Annotated in this window: 15 protein-coding genes; 7 read left to right on the forward strand and 8 right to left on the reverse strand. The window is 72.2% G+C overall.

The window, feature by feature from the left end:
* Nucleotides 1-54: 54 nt before the first annotated feature.
* Nucleotides 55-1,698, reverse strand: a complete 1,644-nt coding sequence (locus AB0F88_RS26175; protein WP_362689585.1) for an ABC-F family ATP-binding cassette domain-containing protein — start codon at nt 1,696-1,698, stop codon at nt 55-57.
* 203 nt (nt 1,699-1,901) lie between these two features.
* Between AB0F88_RS26175 and AB0F88_RS26180 the strand changes: the two genes are divergently transcribed.
* Nucleotides 1,902-2,039: a hypothetical protein gene (locus tag AB0F88_RS26180; RefSeq protein WP_362689207.1), complete on the forward strand. Its 138-nt coding sequence runs from the start codon at nt 1,902-1,904 to the stop codon at nt 2,037-2,039.
* A gap of 284 nt (nt 2,040-2,323) precedes the next feature.
* On the opposite strand, the gene AB0F88_RS26185 is transcribed toward AB0F88_RS26180, so the two are convergent.
* A complete protein-coding gene (locus AB0F88_RS26185; protein ID WP_362689210.1) occupies nt 2,324-2,614 on the reverse strand; it encodes a hypothetical protein in 291 nt (96 codons plus the stop codon).
* 32 nt (nt 2,615-2,646) lie between these two features.
* Nucleotides 2,647-3,099 carry a carboxymuconolactone decarboxylase family protein gene (locus tag AB0F88_RS26190; protein ID WP_362689213.1) on the reverse strand — a complete coding sequence of 151 codons (453 nt, stop codon included), beginning with the start codon at nt 3,097-3,099 and terminating at the stop codon, nt 2,647-2,649.
* Between the two features lie 95 nt (nt 3,100-3,194).
* Here AB0F88_RS26190 and AB0F88_RS26195 point away from each other — a divergent pair, with 95 nt between their 5' ends.
* The 5 genes from AB0F88_RS26195 (at nt 3,195) to AB0F88_RS26215 (ending at nt 10,187) form a co-directional block, all read left to right on the forward strand.
* On the forward strand, nt 3,195-6,041 hold the full coding sequence (locus AB0F88_RS26195; protein ID WP_362689216.1) for a BTAD domain-containing putative transcriptional regulator: 2,847 nt from the start codon (nt 3,195-3,197) through the stop codon (nt 6,039-6,041).
* Between the two features lie 258 nt (nt 6,042-6,299).
* Nucleotides 6,300-7,322 carry an ABC transporter substrate-binding protein gene (locus tag AB0F88_RS26200; protein WP_362689219.1) on the forward strand — a complete coding sequence of 341 codons (1,023 nt, stop codon included), beginning with the start codon at nt 6,300-6,302 and terminating at the stop codon, nt 7,320-7,322.
* 9 nt (nt 7,323-7,331) lie between these two features.
* The gene (locus AB0F88_RS26205; protein ID WP_362689222.1) at nt 7,332-8,357 is read left to right on the forward strand and encodes an iron ABC transporter permease; all 1,026 of its coding nucleotides are present in this window, start codon (nt 7,332-7,334) and stop codon (nt 8,355-8,357) included.
* Nucleotides 8,358-8,361: 4 nt separating this feature from the next.
* On the forward strand, nt 8,362-9,417 hold the full coding sequence (locus AB0F88_RS26210) for an iron chelate uptake ABC transporter family permease subunit (RefSeq protein ID WP_362689225.1): 1,056 nt from the start codon (nt 8,362-8,364) through the stop codon (nt 9,415-9,417).
* Nucleotides 9,414-10,187 (forward strand): ABC transporter ATP-binding protein, encoded by a 774-nt coding sequence (locus AB0F88_RS26215; protein WP_362689228.1) that lies wholly within the window; start codon nt 9,414-9,416, stop codon nt 10,185-10,187. The genes AB0F88_RS26210 and AB0F88_RS26215 overlap by 4 nt, the downstream gene beginning before the upstream one ends.
* 169 nt (nt 10,188-10,356) lie before the next feature.
* Here the strand turns inward: AB0F88_RS26215 and AB0F88_RS26220 are convergent, their stop codons facing one another.
* The 4 genes from AB0F88_RS26220 to AB0F88_RS26235 all read right to left on the reverse strand — a co-directional run bounded on the left by AB0F88_RS26220 (nt 10,357) and on the right by AB0F88_RS26235 (nt 14,553).
* Entirely contained in the window at nt 10,357-10,785 is a 429-nt protein-coding gene (locus AB0F88_RS26220) for an STAS domain-containing protein (RefSeq protein WP_362689230.1), read from the reverse strand.
* A gap of 698 nt (nt 10,786-11,483) precedes the next feature.
* Nucleotides 11,484-11,840 carry a hypothetical protein gene (locus AB0F88_RS26225; protein ID WP_362689233.1) on the reverse strand — a complete coding sequence of 119 codons (357 nt, stop codon included), beginning with the start codon at nt 11,838-11,840 and terminating at the stop codon, nt 11,484-11,486.
* A 135-nt stretch (nt 11,841-11,975) separates the two neighbouring features.
* Nucleotides 11,976-14,123, reverse strand: coding sequence for an RNA polymerase recycling motor ATPase HelR (gene helR, locus AB0F88_RS26230; RefSeq protein ID WP_362689236.1), 2,148 nt, complete (start codon nt 14,121-14,123; stop codon nt 11,976-11,978).
* A 181-nt stretch (nt 14,124-14,304) separates the two neighbouring features.
* Complete coding sequence (locus AB0F88_RS26235) at nt 14,305-14,553, reverse strand: hypothetical protein (RefSeq protein WP_362689239.1); 249 nt, start codon at nt 14,551-14,553, stop codon at nt 14,305-14,307.
* An 851-nt stretch (nt 14,554-15,404) separates the two neighbouring features.
* On the opposite strand from AB0F88_RS26235, the gene rox reads away from it, so the two are divergent.
* The gene (rox, locus tag AB0F88_RS26240; protein WP_362689242.1) at nt 15,405-16,832 is read left to right on the forward strand and encodes a rifampin monooxygenase; all 1,428 of its coding nucleotides are present in this window, start codon (nt 15,405-15,407) and stop codon (nt 16,830-16,832) included.
* Between the two features lie 217 nt (nt 16,833-17,049).
* On the opposite strand, the gene AB0F88_RS26245 is transcribed toward rox, so the two are convergent.
* Nucleotides 17,050-17,718 carry a GAP family protein gene (locus AB0F88_RS26245; protein WP_362689245.1) on the reverse strand — a complete coding sequence of 223 codons (669 nt, stop codon included), beginning with the start codon at nt 17,716-17,718 and terminating at the stop codon, nt 17,050-17,052.
* Between the last annotated feature and the right edge of the window lie 25 nt (nt 17,719-17,743).

Raw genomic sequence — 17,743 nt, forward strand, 5'->3', positions numbered from 1 at the left:
CACGTCGCGAGGGCGGGTCTTCGAGGTCCCGCACTCCTCGTGGGCCGCGCGGGATCAACCCCCTGCTGCCGCAGATCGGCCCATCTCCAGACGCGGCCAGCCGGCGAGATCTCGCAGCAGCTGCCGGTCGTGCGTGGCGACGACGACGGCGGCGCCGGTGTCGCGGATCGCGCCGGTCAGCTCGTCGACCAGCGCCGGCGACAGGTGGTTGGTCGGCTCGTCCAGCAGGATCAGCCCGGGCCGCCCGGCCAGTGCCAGCGCCAGGTCGAGGCGGCGCCGCTGTCCCTGCGAGATCCGCCCGACCGGCGCGCGCATCGCGTCGGAGTCCAGCAGCCCGAGCGCTTCGAGCGGGACGGCGTCGCCGTCGCGCAGCGCCCCGGCGGCCACCAGCCGTCCCACGTGGCGGGCGTACACCTCGCGGGCGGTGAGCCCGGGGTCCTGCGCGGCGGTCTCCTGGGCGACCCGGGCGACCCGGGCCTCCCGCGCCGTCCAGACGTGCCCTTCGGTGGGTTCGAGCGAACCGGCCAGCACCGCGAGCAGCGTGGACTTGCCGGCACCGTTCGGCCCGGTGACGAGCAGCCGGTCGCCCTCGTCGAGGGTGAGGTCGACCGGACCGGCCAGCCGCCCGTCGACGGCGACGCCGTGCGCGCGCACCCGCGGCGCGCCCGGCCGGACGCCCAGGTCCGGCCACCGCAACGCCGCAGGCGGCTCCGGCACGTCGATCCGGTGCGCCCGCAGGGCTTCCTGCTGCCGGTTCAGGGCCTGTACGACGCCCGGTGCGCGGGACTGGCGCTGGTGCCTGCCGGTTCCCTTGTCCGGCCGCCAGCCGGTGGAGAGCCGGTCGCGGGCCTGCGACACCGCGTCCCGCAGCCGGCGGTGCTCGGCCTGCTGCTGCTCGTGGTCCTGCTCCCAGCGCTCACGCTCGCGACGCCGGGCGTCCTGCCAGGCGTCATAGCCGCCGGCGTACAGCCGCGGTTTGCCGTCGCGGGCCGGATCGAGGTCGAGGAACCGGTCCGCGACGTCGCGCAGCAGCGCCCGGTCGTGGCTGACGACGGCGAGGCCGCCGTCGTGCTCGCGCAGCCTGCGGGTCAGGAAGTCCAGCCCGCCGGCGTCGAGGTGGTTGGTCGGCTCGTCGAGCAACAGCACGTCGTGCCGCGCGCCGAGCAGGCACGCCAGCCGCACCCGGTAGCGCTGCCCGGCCGACAGCGTCGCCAGCGGGCGGTCGCGGTCCGTGCAGGCGCCGAGGGCCTCGAGGGCGACGTCGACGCGGCGTTCGGCGTCCCACGCGTCCAGCCGGGTGGCGGCGTCGAGCGCGGCGGCGTAGCGGTCGTCGGCGGCGGGATCGCCCTCGGCCATGGCGAGGGTCGCCTCCTGCAGCGCGCCGAGGGCGGCGAGCGACGCGGCCAGCGCCTCGGACGTCAGGGTGGCGACGGTCTCGCCGTCTCGCGCGGACAGCTCCTGGCGGGCCAGGCCGATCGTGCCGGCCCGGTGCACGGTGCCTTCGTCCGGCGCGATCAGCCCGGCGAGGACGTGCAGCAGCGTCGTCTTGCCGCGGCCGTTCTCGCCGACGACGGCGATCCGCGACCGGGCGGAGACGGTGACCGAGACGTCGTTCAGGACCCGCCGGGACCCGCGGGTGACGGTGACGCCCGTGGCGCGGACGTGCGCGCTGCCGCCCGCCTCGACGGGCAGGGACATGGCTTCGGGGGTGGGGGTGAGGTTCAACGGTGCTCCGCAGCTCGCAGTGGAGCCGGGCAGCGGTGAGCGGCCGCCCGGCGGGAACCGGGACGGCGAGCGCGGATTCAGCAGGAAGAGGGCGCCGCCGTCAGCGGGCGGAACGGATCTTCTGCGACCAGATACCTCGTGCCATGACGGTTACGTTAACAGATGAGCTTTCGCGCGTGGTTCACCTTTTGACCGAGGCCTCGTTCTCGCCGGCCTACGACTACGACGGCGACGGCTGCTACGCCACCCCCGCCACCGGGCCGGACGGGACCCTCGCTACGGCCGGCCCGGCACCGGGCTGCGCGACAGGCTGATGAACGCGAACTTCGGCTCCGCGACCATAAAGATCAACGACGGCAGGTTCGGGGACCTCCTCTCGCGCGCCAAGCCCGGCGGCATCCCCTTCGACCCCTGGGCCTGAACGGCCGGTCGACGGCCGGACCCCTGTCCCGAGGCATCCGCGGCGAGGCCGGCGAGGCCGGCGTGACCGGCCGGCTCGCCGGACCGGGCGCCGCCGGACCCGGGTGGGTTCGGCGCGCCCGGTCGTGCAGGACCGAAGGCCCGGTCAGGAGATCCCGGAGCCGGCCGCCGGCAGGTCTCAGCGCTCGTCGACGACCTGGCCGTTCAGGGCGGTGCCGTCCCTGGTGAGGGCCATGGTCAGCGGCGCCTCGGGGAAGGTGGGCAGGGCGGCGAAGGCGGCGCCCATCTGCTCGGCGGTCTCCCAGTGCCAGGTGTCGGTGTAGGTGCCGTCCTCGAGCCGGATCAGCACGGCGCGGGTGAGCCCGGGGTGTCCCTCCCGGACGGTCGCGATCAGCGAGCTCCGGCGGGCCAGGAACTCCTCCAGGTCGATGTCGGCGACGAAGTAGCGGTGTGAGCGGGCGACGGGCATGTCGGTGCCTCCTGTGCGCGGGGGGCCGGTGCTCACCAGCTGCCGGCGATCTGCCGGATCGGGGCGTTCAGGCGGTTGAAGAGGTTGGTGACGGCGGTCATCAACAGGATCGAGGCCAGCTGCCGCTCGTCGAAGTGGTCGGCGGCGTTGTTCCAGATCTCGTCGGAGACGGCGTCGTCGTGGCCGGCCAGCCGGGTCGAGGCCTCCGCCAGTTCCAGCGCGGCCCGCTCGGCGTCGGTGTAGTACGGCGCCTCGCGCCAGGCGGTGACCAGGCCGATGCGCTCGTCGCTCTCGCCGAGCTTGCGCAGGCCCTTCAGACCGGCGTCGACGCAGAAGCTGCAGCCGTTGATCTGGCTGACCCGCAGGTGGATCATCTCCAGGAGTTCCTGGGGGAGGCCCTGCGACCGGGCGGCCTTCATCAGCTCCTGGATGGGCCGGCCGGCGGCGGGGATGAGCGTGGCGGGGTTCTTCATGCGGGCTTCCATCGTGTTTCCTTCGTCTCGGTTCGTGTGAGATCAGAGTGGCCGCCCGGATTGATACATTCGCTATGCGCGCGCGATGCGACGTTGTTGGAGGGACGATGCTGCGTTTCACCCTTCTCGGTCCCGTCCAGGTGATCGTCGACGGTGTGCCGCTGACGGGCATCGCCCCACGTCATCGGGCTGTTCTGGCCTATCTTCTGCTCAACGCCGGCCGGGTGGTCGGCATCGAGCGGCTGATCGACGCGATGTGGGGTCACGATCGGCCGGACACCGCCCGATCACAGATCCACGCCTCGGTCACCGCGATCCGCAAGGTGCTGCGCGGTGCGGGGGCGGCAGGGCTTCTGGAGACGCGTGCCGGTGGCTACATCGCCCGGCCCGAGCCCGGGCAGCTCGACGCGCGGGAGTTCACCGAGCTGGTGGCCGCGGGGGAGCTGCGCGGGGCTCTGGACCTGTGGAGCGGCGAGGCGCTGGAGGATGTGCACGCGCACTATGCCGGCGGCGCCCGGGAGCTCTGGAGCGACCGGCGGCTGTCGGCGTACGAGCGCCTGGTGGAGGCCGAGCTCGCCGCAGAGCTCGCCGCCGGGCGGCACGGGGGCCTGCTCGACGAGCTCGCCGCCCAGGTGAGTGCCGCTCCGCTCCGCGAGAAGCTCAACGGCCACCTCGTTCTGGCCCTGCACCGGGCGGGACGGCAGGCCGACGCCCTGGCGGCGGCGCGTTCCTATCGTGCGGCTCTGGCGGAGGAACAGGGACTCGATCCCGGGCGTGCCTTCGTCGAGCTGGAGCGGGCGGTCCTGGCGGACGATCCGGCTTTGCGACCGGCCGGCACGGTGCCGGCGGTGACAGCGGCGCCGGTGGTGCCGGTGGTGCCGGTGGTGCCGGTGGCGCCGGTGGCTTCCGGCTCGCCGCGTCGCTCCACCTTCCTGCCTTACGACATTTCCGATTTTTCCGGGCGGAATGTCGAGCTGGAGCGGCTCGTGGGCGAGTACCGCGGGCCGGGGGTCGTCACGATCGACGGCATGGCCGGGATCGGCAAGACCGCCCTCGCCGTCCACGCGGCCCACCGGCTGGCCGCTCGCTACCCGGATGGAGGGCTCTTCATCGATCTGCAGGCGCACACCGCGGGCCGAAAGCCCCTCGAGGCCGCCGCCGCGTTGGAGGCACTCCTGCGCCGGCTCGGGGTGCCCGCCGACCGCATCCCGGTCACATCGGCCGAGCGGAGCGCTCTGTGGCGTGCCGAGCTGGCCGACCGCCGCGTGCTGGTCGTACTGGACAACGCCTTCGACGCCGAGCATGTGCGTCCTTTGCTGCCGGGGCGTTCCGACACCCTCGTCCTGGTCACCAGCAGGCGGCGGCTCGTCGACCTGGACGGCGCCCACGCCCTGTCGGTCGACGTGCTGGGGGAGGAGGACGCCGCCGGACTGTTCGGGCGGATCGTGGGGGAGCGCGCTCACCGTGAGCCGGATGCCGTACGTGAGGTGTTGCGGTTGTGCGGGCACCTGCCGCTCGCCATCCGGATCTCGGCCGCCCGCCTGCAGCACCGCCCCCGCTGGACCGTGTCCTACCTGGCGGGCCGGCTGCGGGAGCATCGCCGGCTCCTGGACGGGGTGTCGGCGGCCTTCGCCCTGTCCTACGAGCACCTCGGCGAGGCCGAGCAGCGCATGTTCCGCCTGCTCGGGCTGGTGCCGGGCCGCGACATCGACCCGTGCGGCGCGGCCGCGCTGGCCGGGATCTCGGAGGAGGAGGCGGAGGAGCTTCTCGAAGGACTTCTCGATGCCCACATGCTCCTGCAGCTCGAACCGGGCCGGTACACCTTTCACGACCTGCTGCGCGAGCACGCCCGCTCGATCGCCGAGGACGACGGCGCCGTCATGCGGCTGCTCGCCTACTACCTGCACCGCTCCCGCGCGGCGATGGACCGGCTCTTCCCCGACAGCGTCGCTCAGCGGGAGGGCGTCCCCCGGACGGCCGCCCCGATCGCGCCCGTCCGCGACGCCGCGCAGGCGCTCGCCTGGCTCGACACCGAGCGTGCCAACATCATCGCGACCGCCGTCCACGGGCCCGAGATCTGTCTTGGTTTCCTGGCTCTGACGATGCGCCCCTTCCTCGACCGGCAGGCGCACCACGACGACGCGCTCACGCTCCACTCCCTGGCGCTCCAGCGCAGCCGCGCGCTCGGCGACCGCGCGGTCCAGGCGCGGGCGCTCACCGACCTGGCGTGGACCTACTGGCGGCTGGGCGAGTACGAGCGGGCGGAGGAGCACGCCCACCAGGCTCTCGAGGTGTGCGAGGAGGCCGGCGAACGGGCGCGGGCACTGCTCACGCTGGGCAACGTGGCCCTGCGGCGGCGGGACGAGCGGGCCGAGCCGTACCTCAAGCAGGCGCTCGACCTCACCCGGACCGGTGCCGACACCTGGGGCGAGGCTCACGTGCTGGGCATCCTCGCCCTCGTCCTCGACCGGGCCGGCCGTCCGCAGGAGGCCCGGCGCCATCTCGACCTGGCGCTGGCGCTCCACCGCAAGGTCGGCAATCCCGCCGGAGAGGCGGTGATCCTCAACCATCTCGGTGTCGTTCTCCGGCACCAGGGCGACTTCGGCCAGGCACGCGTGCGTCACGAGCGGGCGGCTGCCCTCTACCGCGGGCTCGGCGACGCCGCCGGCGAGGCCGCCGCGCTCAACGGGCTGGCCGAGGCGGCGGGTGACCCGGCTCGGGCGGCCGAGGAGCACGCGGCCGCGCTCGCGCTCGCCGACGTGACGCGTAACCGGCCGGAGCGGGCGCGTGCTCACGACGGGCTGGCGCGCGCCCATCTCGCGCTCGGGCGCTCGGGGCAGGCCGGGGAGCACGGGCGGCTGGCCTTCGGCCTCTACCGGGAGCTCGGCGTCCCGGAGGCCGAGGAGGTCCGTGCCCTCCTGGAACGTGCCGGGGAGTTCGCGAGCGGGCCGTGACCCTCCGTGATCCTTCGTGACCCTCCATGACGCGGTGCGCCGGCACCGCGCGGGCTGGCGGCCGGTCGACCCGCCCGCTGGGCACCGCCCGGCGTACGGTACCGTCCGGCGTGACGTTCCTGGGCAGGGCCATGCGCAAAGCGGGTGGCAGGTGCGCGGCGGGAAGTGCGAGATCGGTCACATCGGCCCGAGTTGATATTTTGGTTAGCCTAACCTAACTTTAGGGCGAAGTTTCCCTTTGCGAGATAGGAACACCGCATGCGCACGTCGCGTCGGGTTCTCGCCGTGGCGGCGTTGGGCCTTGCGCTCACCGCTTGCGGTGCACAGAACTCCCCGGGCACGCAGAACTCCCCCGGCGCACAGCCCTCGTCGTCCGGCCCGTGGTCGTTCACCGACGGCTCCGGTGAGACGGTCAAGGCCGACAAGGTCCCCACGCGGATCATCGCGCACGCGGGTGAGGCGGCCGCGCTGATGTCGTTCGGCATCAAACCGGTCGGCGTCTACGCCGACGAGTCGGTCAAGACCGACCCCAACCTGAAGAACCTCGACCTTTCCGGGATCGAGCTTCTCGGCCAGGAGTGGGGCAAGATCGACGTGGAGAAGGCGGCCGCGTTGCGGCCGGATCTGATCGTCGCGGACTGGTGGCCGGCGGAGAAGGCGCACAGCGGCCTGGAGGAAGGCGTCGACGAGAAGAGCAAGAAGCTCGCCGAGCTGGCTCCGGTGGTGGGCGTCTCCCAGGGCAAGTCCATCGAGGACCTGGCCGAGGGGTACGAGAGCCTCGCCAAGAGCCTGGGCGCCAAGGTGGACGCTCCCGAGGTCGCCGCGAACAAGAAGCGTTTCGAGGAGTCCGTCGCGAGGTTCAAGGCGGCGGTCGCGGACAAGCCCGGCCTGACGGCCCTCGGCATGTCGCCCGCCGACGACAAGCTGTACGCCGCCAACCCCGAGTACGCGCCCGAGCTGCTGGACTTCCAGCGCTGGGGCCTGAAGGTGATCAATCCGGCCAAGCCGGACGCGGGTTTCCCGTACTGGGAGAACCTCAGCTGGGAGAACGCCGACAAGTACCAGCCCGACCTGATTCTGTGGGACGGCAGGTCCTTCACGCCCACGGCCAACGCCGAGTGGGGCAGGAAGCAGCCCACCTGGTTCAAGATCAAGGCGGCCAAGGCCGGTGCGGTGGCGGCGTGGCCGGCCTACTGGCTGCACACGTTCGGCGACTTCGCCACCGAGGTGGACAAGCTCACCGAAGCGATCAAGGTCGCTGACGAGAACCTCGGCGACTGATCCCCTTCGATGCCCAGCACGCTTTCCATACGACGGGCCCCGGTCCTCGGACTCGGGCTCGTCGCGCTCTGCGTCCTGCTCACCGCGGTGGCGTTCCTCAGCGTGACCCTCGGCTCGCGCGACATCGGCCTGCCCGATGTCCTGCGGGCGCTGGGCGGCCTCGGCGCCGATGAGTCGATCACCGGTACGGTGACCCTGGAGCTGCGCGTGCCGCGTACGCTCCTGGGCATCCTGGTGGGTGCGGCCCTGGGCGTCGCGGGCGCGATCCTGCAAGGAGTCACGCGCAATCCGCTGGCCGACGCCGGCATCATGGGGATCAACTCCGGCGCGGCCGTCCTGGTGGTCTTCGCGTTCACGGTCCTGGGAGTCCGGGGGGTGGGCGTGTACGTGTGGTTCGCCTTCGCGGGCGCGATCGTCGCGACCCTGCTGGGGTACACGATCGCGTCGCTGGGCCGCGAGGGCGCCACCCCCGTCAAGCTGGCCCTGGCCGGCGCGGCGGTCACCGCCGGCCTCGGCTCCGTCACCACGGGCATCATCATGACCGACGTCGACGCGCTGAACGAGCTGCGTTTCTGGCAGGTCGGCTCGCTCGCCGGCCGGTACGCGCCGATCCTGACCGGGGTCGCGCCGTTCCTGCTGGCGGGCCTGGTGGCGGCACTGTGCCTGGGCAGGGCGCTCAACGGGCTCGCGCTCGGCGAGGACGTCGCGCGAGGGCTCGGTCAGCGGGTCGGCCTCACCAGAGCCGTCGCCTTCGGGGTCGTCGCGATACTCGCCGGCGCGGCCACGGCCGCCTGCGGGCCGATCGTCTTCATCGGGCTGGTGGTGCCGCACCTCGCGCGGGCGCTCTGCGGCCCGGACCACCGCTGGATCCTGCCGTACGCGATGCTGCTGGCGCCCATCGTGCTGCTGCTGGCCGACGTGCTCGGCCGGGTCGCGGGCGCCCCCGGAGAACTGCAGGTCGGCGTGGTCCTCGGAGTGCTCGGCGCGCCGGTCTTCGTGGTGATCGTGCGCTACGGCCGGCTGTCGGAGGTGTGACGGGATGACCACGACTCACGACGCCTTCACCGCCGTCTCCGACACCGTCCGCGCCACCCGGCGCAGCCGTACGGCCCGGATGGTGGTGGTGATCTCCGCGCTGGCCGCGACCGCCGCCACCCTGTTCGTGGTGACCATGATGGTGGGCAGCTTCCGTCTCTCCGCCACCGAGGTGATCGGGTCGCTGCTGGGCACGATCGACGACCCGAGCCTCGACTTCGTCGTCCTGGGCCTGCGGCTCCCCACCGCCGCGACCGCGCTCTCGGTCGGGCTCGCCCTCGGCGCGTCCGGGACGATCTTCCAGCAGCTGCTCCGCAATCCCCTCGCCTCACCCGACTTCGTGGGCATCTCCTCCGGCGCCGGCCTGGCCGCGGTCACCGGCATCGTGTTCCTGCAGGTCGGAGGGATCGCCATCGCCGGGCTCGCGTTGGGCGGGGCCATCGTGGCCGCGCTGCTGATGTACGTGCTCGCCTGGCGCGACGGGGTGAGCGGTTACCGCTTCATCCTGATCGGCATCGGCATGGCGGCCTTCTTCGAGGGCCTCACCGGGTTCGTGCTGACCCGCGCCCAGCTGTTCGAGGCGCGCCAGGCGATGCACTGGCTGACCGGTTCGGTCGGGCAGGCCAGTGACACCGAGCTGCGGCTGCTGCTCGTCGCGCTGGTCGTCCTGCTGCCCCTGTCCACGCTGCTGCAACGGCAGCTTCGCGTGCTCGAACTCGGCGACGACGCCGCGCGAGGACTGGGCGTGCCCACCGAGCTCGCCCGCGCCGGCCTGCTGGCCACCGCCGTGGTCCTGGTCGCGCTGGCCGTCGCGGCGGCCGGGCCCCTGGTCTTCGTCGCGCTCGTCGCGGGACCCATCGCCAACCGGCTGCTGGGCCCCGCCACCGGCGGCGTGGTCGCCGCCGCCCTGGTGGGCGCGGTGGTCCTGCTCACCGCCGACCTGGTCGCCGTCCATCTGCTGCCGACAGCGCTGCCCACCGGTGTGGTCACCGGCGCGGTCGGCGCACCGTACCTGTTGTGGCTGCTGGCCACCACGAACAGACAAGGAGCAGGCGGATGAGCCGCCTCCGCGCCGAAGGCCTGTCCCTGGGCTACGACGATCGAGCCGTCATCACCGACCTCGACGTCTCCGTACTCGACGGGAAGATCACCGCGATCGTCGGCGCCAACGCCTGCGGCAAGTCGACGCTGTTGCGCGGCCTGGCCCGGCTCGTCAAACCGCGCAGGGGAGTCGTGTATCTCGACGACAGGACGCTCGGCGACCTGAGCACCCTCGAGGTGGCCAAGGTGCTCGGCCTGCTGCCGCAGACCCCCGTGGCGCCCGACGGCATCACGGTCGCCGATTTGGTCTCCCGCGGCCGCTACCCGCACCAGGGCTGGTTTCGCCGGTGGACCGACCGTGACCACGAGGCGGTGACCCGGGCCCTGGCGGCGACCGGCACGGCCGACCTCATCGACCGCCCGCTGCGCGCTCTCTCCGGCGGGCAGCGGCAGCGGGTCTGGGTCGCCATGGCGCTGGCCCAGGACACCGACCTGCTGCTGCTCGACGAGCCCACCACGTTCCTGGACATCAACCACCAGGTGGAGCTGCTCCGGCTGTTGCGCAGGCTCAACGCCGAGTCCGGCAAGACCATCGTCGCGGTACTGCACGACCTCAACCTCGCCTCCCGCTTCTGCGACCACATCATCGCCATGGCCGGCGGCGCCGTCGTCGCCGAGGGCCCCCCGGCCGAGGTGATCACCGCCGACCTGGTCGAGAAGGTCTTCGGCCTCTCCTGCGTGATCGTTCCCGACCCGGTCGCCGGAACTCCCATCGTGGTGCCCGCCTAGAAGATCACCGAAGCCGCCGTGGCCGGCCTCATCTCGAACGGCGATGCCTTCGATCCGCCGCCGCCGGCGTGTTCCCGGCGGCGACCGGCCGATCCGCGGCGCGCTCGTCTTCGGACGTGAGTCCCGGCCGGCCGCGCGGGCGGCTCCCGCTCGCCGCCACCGGGCCAGTTCAGCCGGCGGGGCCTCCCGGAATCGGCGTCGGCGGCGGTGTCGACTCCGGAGCCGGCCTCATCCCCTCTCCGAGAGGGGGGCCCGGGTCCTGCCGTCGCAGGGCGCTCACCGCCTCGGGCAGGGTCAGGCGAACCTCGAAGTGATCCACCATGCGCGTCAGCACGAAGAGGCGGCGCGCACGCCCCTGCGGGGGAAGGACCACGATCAGGCGCCCCTGGCGCCGCTGGACTTTCCGCCGCATCTCCACCAGGGCGCCCACCCCGGCCGAGGCGATGAAGGTCACCTGGGTGAGGTCGACGACCAGCGACAGGTCATCGAACGTGAGCAGCGCCTCATCGAGCTTCACCACGACGTCCGGGACCGTCATGGCGTCCAGCTCACCGATGACACGCAGCACCCGCACCGGCCCCAGACGCCAGCTCTGCACTTGCGTAACGGCTCGATCACCCGGCACGACGCCACCTCCCCGCGGTCACGCCATGTGCCAACCGGATCATTGTCCGGCTTATTGCGAACGGCGTCCATCCGGCCCTCGGGGACCGGTGTGGAAAGCAGTGGCCGAGGCCGTCACCTGCGGAGCTCGCGGCTCCGGCGATCGGCTCCGGGACATGCGCACCGGCCGTGGCGCGGCGCGACGTCGGAGGTCCGCGACCAGATCGGGAAGACGATGAAGCAGCCGGTGGCCGCACCGCCCCGAGGGCTGTGGGATGCCCCCATCGCCATGCGCCGCACGGGATGATCGCGCAGGGCCTGCCGAATTCGGCCGTCACCCATTCGCGAATTACCCGAAAAGCTAACGATATGGCGATATATAGCATCGTCGCCGACCCTGCGGACCATCGATATCGACCAGGAAACGCTAAGGTGGGCGGCTATTTCCCCTCGTTCGTATTTGCCCAGGTATCGGAGCTTAAGCCAGATTGGTTGCCGAGGCCGGATTTGTGATCTCCGTCCTCGTGTAACCTCCGGCTTTCTTCTCCGTGGTGATCCTGGACCAAGGCTTTGTGTTATATGGGGCGAACGTCCGGATGTCCGGGAACTAGCGTTTTACGTGACGTCGATTCAACATATTTCCGGAAACTGCATTGGCGTGTTGTCAGCCGCGGAAGCAGACCGGGCCCGACATCAGATACGGAGTGATCTTTCATGTTCAAGCAGGTTCTCGCCGCCGGCGCATTGACGGCTTCCAGTTTCATCATCGCCATGACGATGTCGGCTCAGCCCGCCGGGGCGAGCGCGGCGGTCCAGGAAGCCGCTCCGGCGCACCTCCTTCTGAACGATCCCCCTCCTGGCCACCACCACCCCTGGCACGGCCACCACCATCACCCCTGGCCCGGCCACCATCACCACCCCTGGCACGGCCACCATCACCATCACCCCTGGCACGGCCACCACCATCACCCCTGGCACGGCCACCATCACCATCACCCCTGGCACGGCCACCATCACCATCACCCCTGGCACGGCCACCACCATCACCACCACCCCTAGCCTGGCCTGGCCTGGCCTGGCCTGGCCACCACCAGGTTCCCTGTTCCGGGCGGTGTCCTCGCGGTGCCGTTCGTGACCGCGCCGGCGTACGAGGTGGCGACCTCGCCGTAGCGGGTGCGGCCGGCGTCAGGAGCTCGTGAGGATGACGAGCTGCCCGGTCGCCCGGGTCATGGCGACATAGCGGTCGACCGCTCCCCCGATGCCGGTGCCGAACGCCTCCGGATCGACGAGGACGACCAGGTCGAACTCGAGCCCCTTCGACAGCTCCGGGGTCAGCGACCGGACGCGGGACGTCGCCCGGAACGCGGGATCGCCGATGACACAGGCGATCCCGTCGGCATGCGCGGCGAGCCAGGTGTCGAGGATCGAGCCCAGATCCGAAGCGGATCCGTGCACGACGGGGACGTCGCCGCTGCGGATGGAGGTCGGCACGTTGGCGTCCGGGAGCACGGCCCGGATGACCGGCTCGGCTTCCGCCATGATCTCCTCCGGCGTCCGGTAGTTGACGCTCAGGGAGGCCAGGTCGACCCGGTCGAGCCCGATCCGCTCGAGCCGTTCCCGCCACGACTCGGTGAATCCACGCCTGGCCTGGGCACGGTCACCGACGATGGTGAAACTCCGGGACGGGCAGCGGAGCAGCAACATCTGCCACTCCGCGTCGGTCAGTTCCTGAGCCTCGTCCACGACGATGTGCGCGAACGGGCCGGCGAGCAGGTCCGGCTCGGTGCCGGGCGGCGCGGTCTCGTCGACCAGGGCGTCCTTCATGTCCTGTCCGTGCAGCATCGTCACCACACCCTCACCGTCGTCGTCGGCCTCGAGCAGGGCGTCGACGACGTTGGCCATGTGCTCGCGTTCGGTGGCGACAGCGGCCTCGTGGCGCCGCCTGCGCCGCGCCGCCTCCGGGTCGCCGAGCCGCTGCCGTGCCGCGTCCAGGAACGGCAGGTCGGACACTGTCCAGGCCTGGGCGTCCTCACGCCGCAGCTTCCGGACGTCGTCGGGGCCGAGCCAGGGGGCGCACATCCGCAGGTAGGCCGGTACCGACCACAGGTCCCCGACGAGGTCGGCCGCCTCGATCAGCGGCCACGCGCGGTTGAAGGTCGTGAGCAGCTCCCTGTCCCGCAGCAGCGACCTGCGGAGCAGGTCGGCCGAGACCTCGCCCTCGTGCTTGTCCATCAGGATCGTGAGCAGCTCCTCCCAGATCCGGTCGCGCGCCTCGTTGTGCGGAGTGCCGGGTTCCGGTGCCTCGAACGCCTCGGCCCAGTCCTCGGCGCTCAGCCAGATGTCGGACCAGGGGGTCGTGACCGTCATCCCCTTGTCGGGCGGGTTCTCGTAGAACCTGACGGCCGGCTCGATCGCCTTCACCAGGTCCGCGGACGACTTCAGGCGGGCCACCTCCGGGTCGGCCTCGATCGCCGCCGCGGCTCCCTCGGCGACGAGGTCTCGCAGGGTGCAGGTCTGCACGCCCTCCTCTCCCAGGCTGGGCAGGACGTCGGCGACGTAGGCCAGGTAGGGCTGGTGCGGACCGACGAACAGCACGCCGCCCCGGCGGCGACCGAGGCGGGGGTCGGAGTAGAGGAGATAGGCGGAGCGGTGCAGAGCCACGACGGTCTTGCCCGTGCCCGGGCCGCCGTCGACGACGAGAGCGCCGCGAGATCCCGCGCGGATGATGGCGTCCTGGTCGGCCTGGATGGTGCCGAGCACGTCCCGCATCCTGGGCGACCGGTTACCGCCCAGGCTGGCGATGAAGGCGGACTGGTCGTCGAGCGCGGCGTGCCCTTCGAACCCGTCCGAGGTGAACACCTCGTCCCAGTAGTCGCTGATCCGGCCGCGGGTCCAGCGGTACCTGCGGCGGCTCGCCAGCCCCATCGGGTTGGCGTGGGTGGCTCCGAAGAACGGCTCGGCCGCGGGGGAGCGCCAGTCGAGCAGCAGCCGACGGCCCGCGCTGTCGGTGAGGCCGAGCCGTCCGATGTACACGGGCTCGGAGTCGTCGGCGCCGACCATGTGCCCCAGGCACAGGTCCAGGCCGAAGCGGCGCAGCGCGCGTAGCCGGGCGGTCAGCCGGTGGATCTCCAGGTCCCGGTCCAGCACCTGCCGGCCTTTGCCGCCGGGCGCCTTGCGCTCGGCGTCGAGACGGTCGGCCAGGTCGGCGATCGACCGTTCAAGGCTGTCCGCGATGGCCGCGAAATGCTTCTCGTCGCCGGCGATCAGCGCCGGGTCGGCCTTGGGGGAGAGGTGGTCAGGAAGGTCGAACGCGCTGGCGGTCAGCGGTGTCACGTCATTTGCTCCGATCTGAGGGCGCTTGCGCTGTCGCGTGCGGCAAGGGGGATGAACCGGCGTGACGAGTCCGGTGGTCATGGCGAGCGACGCTCTGCCTGACACGGGCCCGTGGCCGTTGCCGGTTCAGGTCGTCCGGGTTCTCGGGTTCTCGGGTTCCGGCTCGAGGGTCTCGCGTGGTTCACGCGGGCGCGGGCGGTCTTTCCCGGCTGACCGCGTCGAGCGGCGGCGTCGCGGTCACCGTCGCCCCGCCGGTGCGGATCGTGCCGGCCACGGACCACGCGCGGGCGCCGGCCGACGGCTCCGCGAACTCCTTGTCCGGCGGCGCGCACACCCGCGCCTCCGTACCGAGTCCTCGCGACCGCACCGCGAGTGCCACCGGCGGTCCGACGTCCGCCCGCGACCCATGCGCCGACAACACCACACGCACTTCCCATCCCCGTTTCCGCAGGCTCTGGCCTCGGCCGACGATTCTGCAGCATGACCCGGGTCTTGTGGCAAGCCCCCCGGTGCGCTATACATTGAGAGTGGAAAGGAGTGGATATTCCCCTTTCCGCCTCATTGCCCGCTCTGGGCGGGCGATCTCCTCAAGAAGCGGCGGCACGTCGCGTACGCCGGCACCGCCGGCCCGGGAGGATCACCATCAGGCCCGCGAAGAACGGCCGCCGTCCTGCCCGAAGGGTTTCCGGCTGACGAGCGGGCGGCGGCGTGCGGACGGTTCGCCGGGGAGCCGGCGCGGCCGGAGCCGGAGCCGGAGCGGCTCTTCCTCCTGAACGACACTCCTCCTCAACGACACGGGCCGGGGCACGACACGGGCCGGGGCCTGATCGCACCGCGCCGGACGCTGATCGCACCGCGCCGGACGAAGGGGCACGCGTCCCGGGCGTGTCCAGCCGGCGGCGTCGCCGTGAGCGGCGCGTCACCGCCTCGGGAGGGGCTTGCCGGTCCGCAACGGACGACAGACGGTGAAGGCGGACGACAAACGGTGAAGGCAAGGAGATCGCGGACTCCTCGCCACTTTCAATGTACAGCGCACCGGGGGGCTTGCGGCAAGCCCCGGGTCATGCTGCAGAATCGTCGGCCGAGGCCAGGACCTGCGGAAAGCAGGAGCTCGCGAAGCACGCGTCCTTTCGTCGACCGGCGTACGGAGCACGTGGGACGCCGGACCGCCGGTGGCACCCGCGGTGCGGTCGGGAGGACTCGGTACGGCGGCGCGGGTGCGCGCCGCCGGACCGCGCGGAGCGGCGGCCGAGACGCGACCTTGTCCAATGGGGGGTTTTCATGATCGACGTGATCGTCGCCGGTGGGGGACCGACCGGCTTGATGCTGGCCGGCGAGTTGCGGCTGCACGGCGTGCGCGTGCTCGTGCTGGAGAAGGAGGCGGAGCCGACCGCGCACGTCCGCTCGCTCGGCCTGCACGTGCGCAGCATCGAGGTGATGGACCAGCGTGGCCTGCTGGAGCGGTTCCTCGCCCACGGCCGGCGGCATCCGGTCGGTGGTTTCTTCGCCGGCATCACCAAGCCCTCGCCCGGCCGGCTGGACACCGCGCACGGCTACGTCCTCGGCATCCCGCAGACCATCACCGATCGCCTGCTGGCCGAGCGCGCCGCCGAGCTCGGCGCCGAGATCCGGCGCGGCCGCGAGCTGACCGGGCTGAGCCAGGACGAGGAGGGGGTGACCGCCGAGCTGGCGGACGGCACGCGACTGCGCGCACGCTATCTCGTCGGCTGCGACGGCGGCCGCAGCACGGTGCGCAGGCTGCTCGGCGTCGGCTTCCCCGGTGAGCCCTCCAGGATCGACACGCTGCTGGGCGAGATGGAGGTGGCCGTGCCGCCGGAGACGGTGGCCGCCGTGGTGGCCGAAGTCCGCAGGACCCAGCTGCGGTTCGGCCTCGGTCCCCTCGGGGGAGGGGTGTACCGCGTCGTCGTGCCCGCCGAGGGGGTGGCCGGGGACCGCTCGGTCCCGCCGGCCCTGGAGGAGTTCAGGCGACAGCTGCGGGCCTTCGCCGGCACCGACTTCGGCGTGCACTCACCGCGCTGGCTGTCCCGCTTCGGCGACGCCACCCGGCAGGCCGAGCGCTACCGGACCGGCCGGGTGCTGCTGGCCGGCGACGCGGCGCACATCCACCCGCCGATGGGCGGGCAGGGGCTCAACCTCGGCATCCAGGACGCGTTCAACCTCGGCTGGAAGCTGGCCGCCGAGGTCGGCGGCTGGGCACCGGAGGGGCTGCTGGACAGCTACCACACCGAGCGGCACCCGGTGGCCGCCGACGTGCTGGACAACACCCGCGCGCAGGCGGAGCTGATGTCCACCGAGCCGGGGCCGCAGGCGGTGCGCCGGCTGCTGGCGGAGCTGATGGACTTCGAGGACGTGAACCGGCACCTGATCGAGAAGATCGTCGCGATCGGGGTCCGCTACGACGTCGGCGAGGGGCATGACCTGCTCGGCCGGCGGATGCGGGACGTGGCGCTGAAGCGCGGTCGCCTCTACGAGCTGATGCGCGGCGGCCGCGGACTGCTGCTCGACCAGACCGGCCGGCTCTCGGTGGCCGGCTGGGCGGATCGGGTCGACCACGTCGTCGACGTCGGCGAGGAACTGGACGTGCCCGCCGTGCTGCTGCGGCCGGACGGCCACGTGGCGTGGGCCGGTGAGGACCAGCGGGATCTGCTCGACCGGCTGCCCAGGTGGTTCGGCGCCGCCGCCGGCTGAGCGCGGCCGCGGGCTCGCGACGCCGCGTGTGAGACGCCGCGAGGTGCGGTGTCGCGAGGTGCGGTGTCGCGTGTCCCCGTGCTCGCGACGGTTCGATCGGGGGCCCGGCGTGCGGCCCTCGTCGGTCCGCCGTCGTCCCTCGCCGTTGCGGTGGAGTTCCCCGCCGAGGAGCGGGTCACGACGCGCGGGAGCCTCGCCGAGGTGCCGGCGCGGGCGGTCACGGACTCGTCGTGAAGGTGATCTGGTCCGGTGCCGCGTCCAGGAGGATCAGGACTCCCGCTATCCCGACGATCCAGCGCAGCGTCGAGCGGGATCCCGAGGAGAGCCTGCTCTGCCATCGTTCGAACCGCTCGCGCATCCGTTCGCCCAGGGCGGCCCACGCGGCGAGGAGCAGGATGCCCGGCAGCACCATGACGGTCACGTACACGCCGAGGAGCGGCGACCACTGGACGGCGGTCAGATGGGCCGCGGTCATGACGCCGATCGCGGCGAAGTACGGCACGGCGGTGGCGAACTCGAACAGCCAGGTCCCCAGCCCCAGCAGCAGCATCGCGCGCAGGGTGAAGGACCGGGCCTGGACGGACGCGCGTTCGGGGTCCTTGTCGGGGATGAAGTAGCTCCCCACGATGAGTGCCACGCCGAGGACGGCCTGCCCCCAGGCCCACACGGTCTCGTCGACGACCGGCACGACGGCGCCCAGGCCGAACATGAGCAGCACGCCCAGGGCGAAGTACGCGATCGCGACCGAGCCGAGGTACACGCCGAGCAGCACGCCCACGCGGCGCGGCCTGGCCAGCAGCAGGTAGAGCGTCACCCCGATCACGGTGGGACTCAGCGTGTCGAGCAGGGCCAGCCCGAGCACCGCCCCGATCGTCTCGATCGACAAACCTGTCTCCTTACGGGAGCCGACG

Origin of the sequence: Streptosporangium sp. NPDC023963 (genome assembly GCF_040639135.1) — a bacterium.
In the GTDB taxonomy this organism is placed as follows: Bacteria; Actinomycetota; Actinomycetes; order Streptosporangiales; family Streptosporangiaceae; genus Streptosporangium.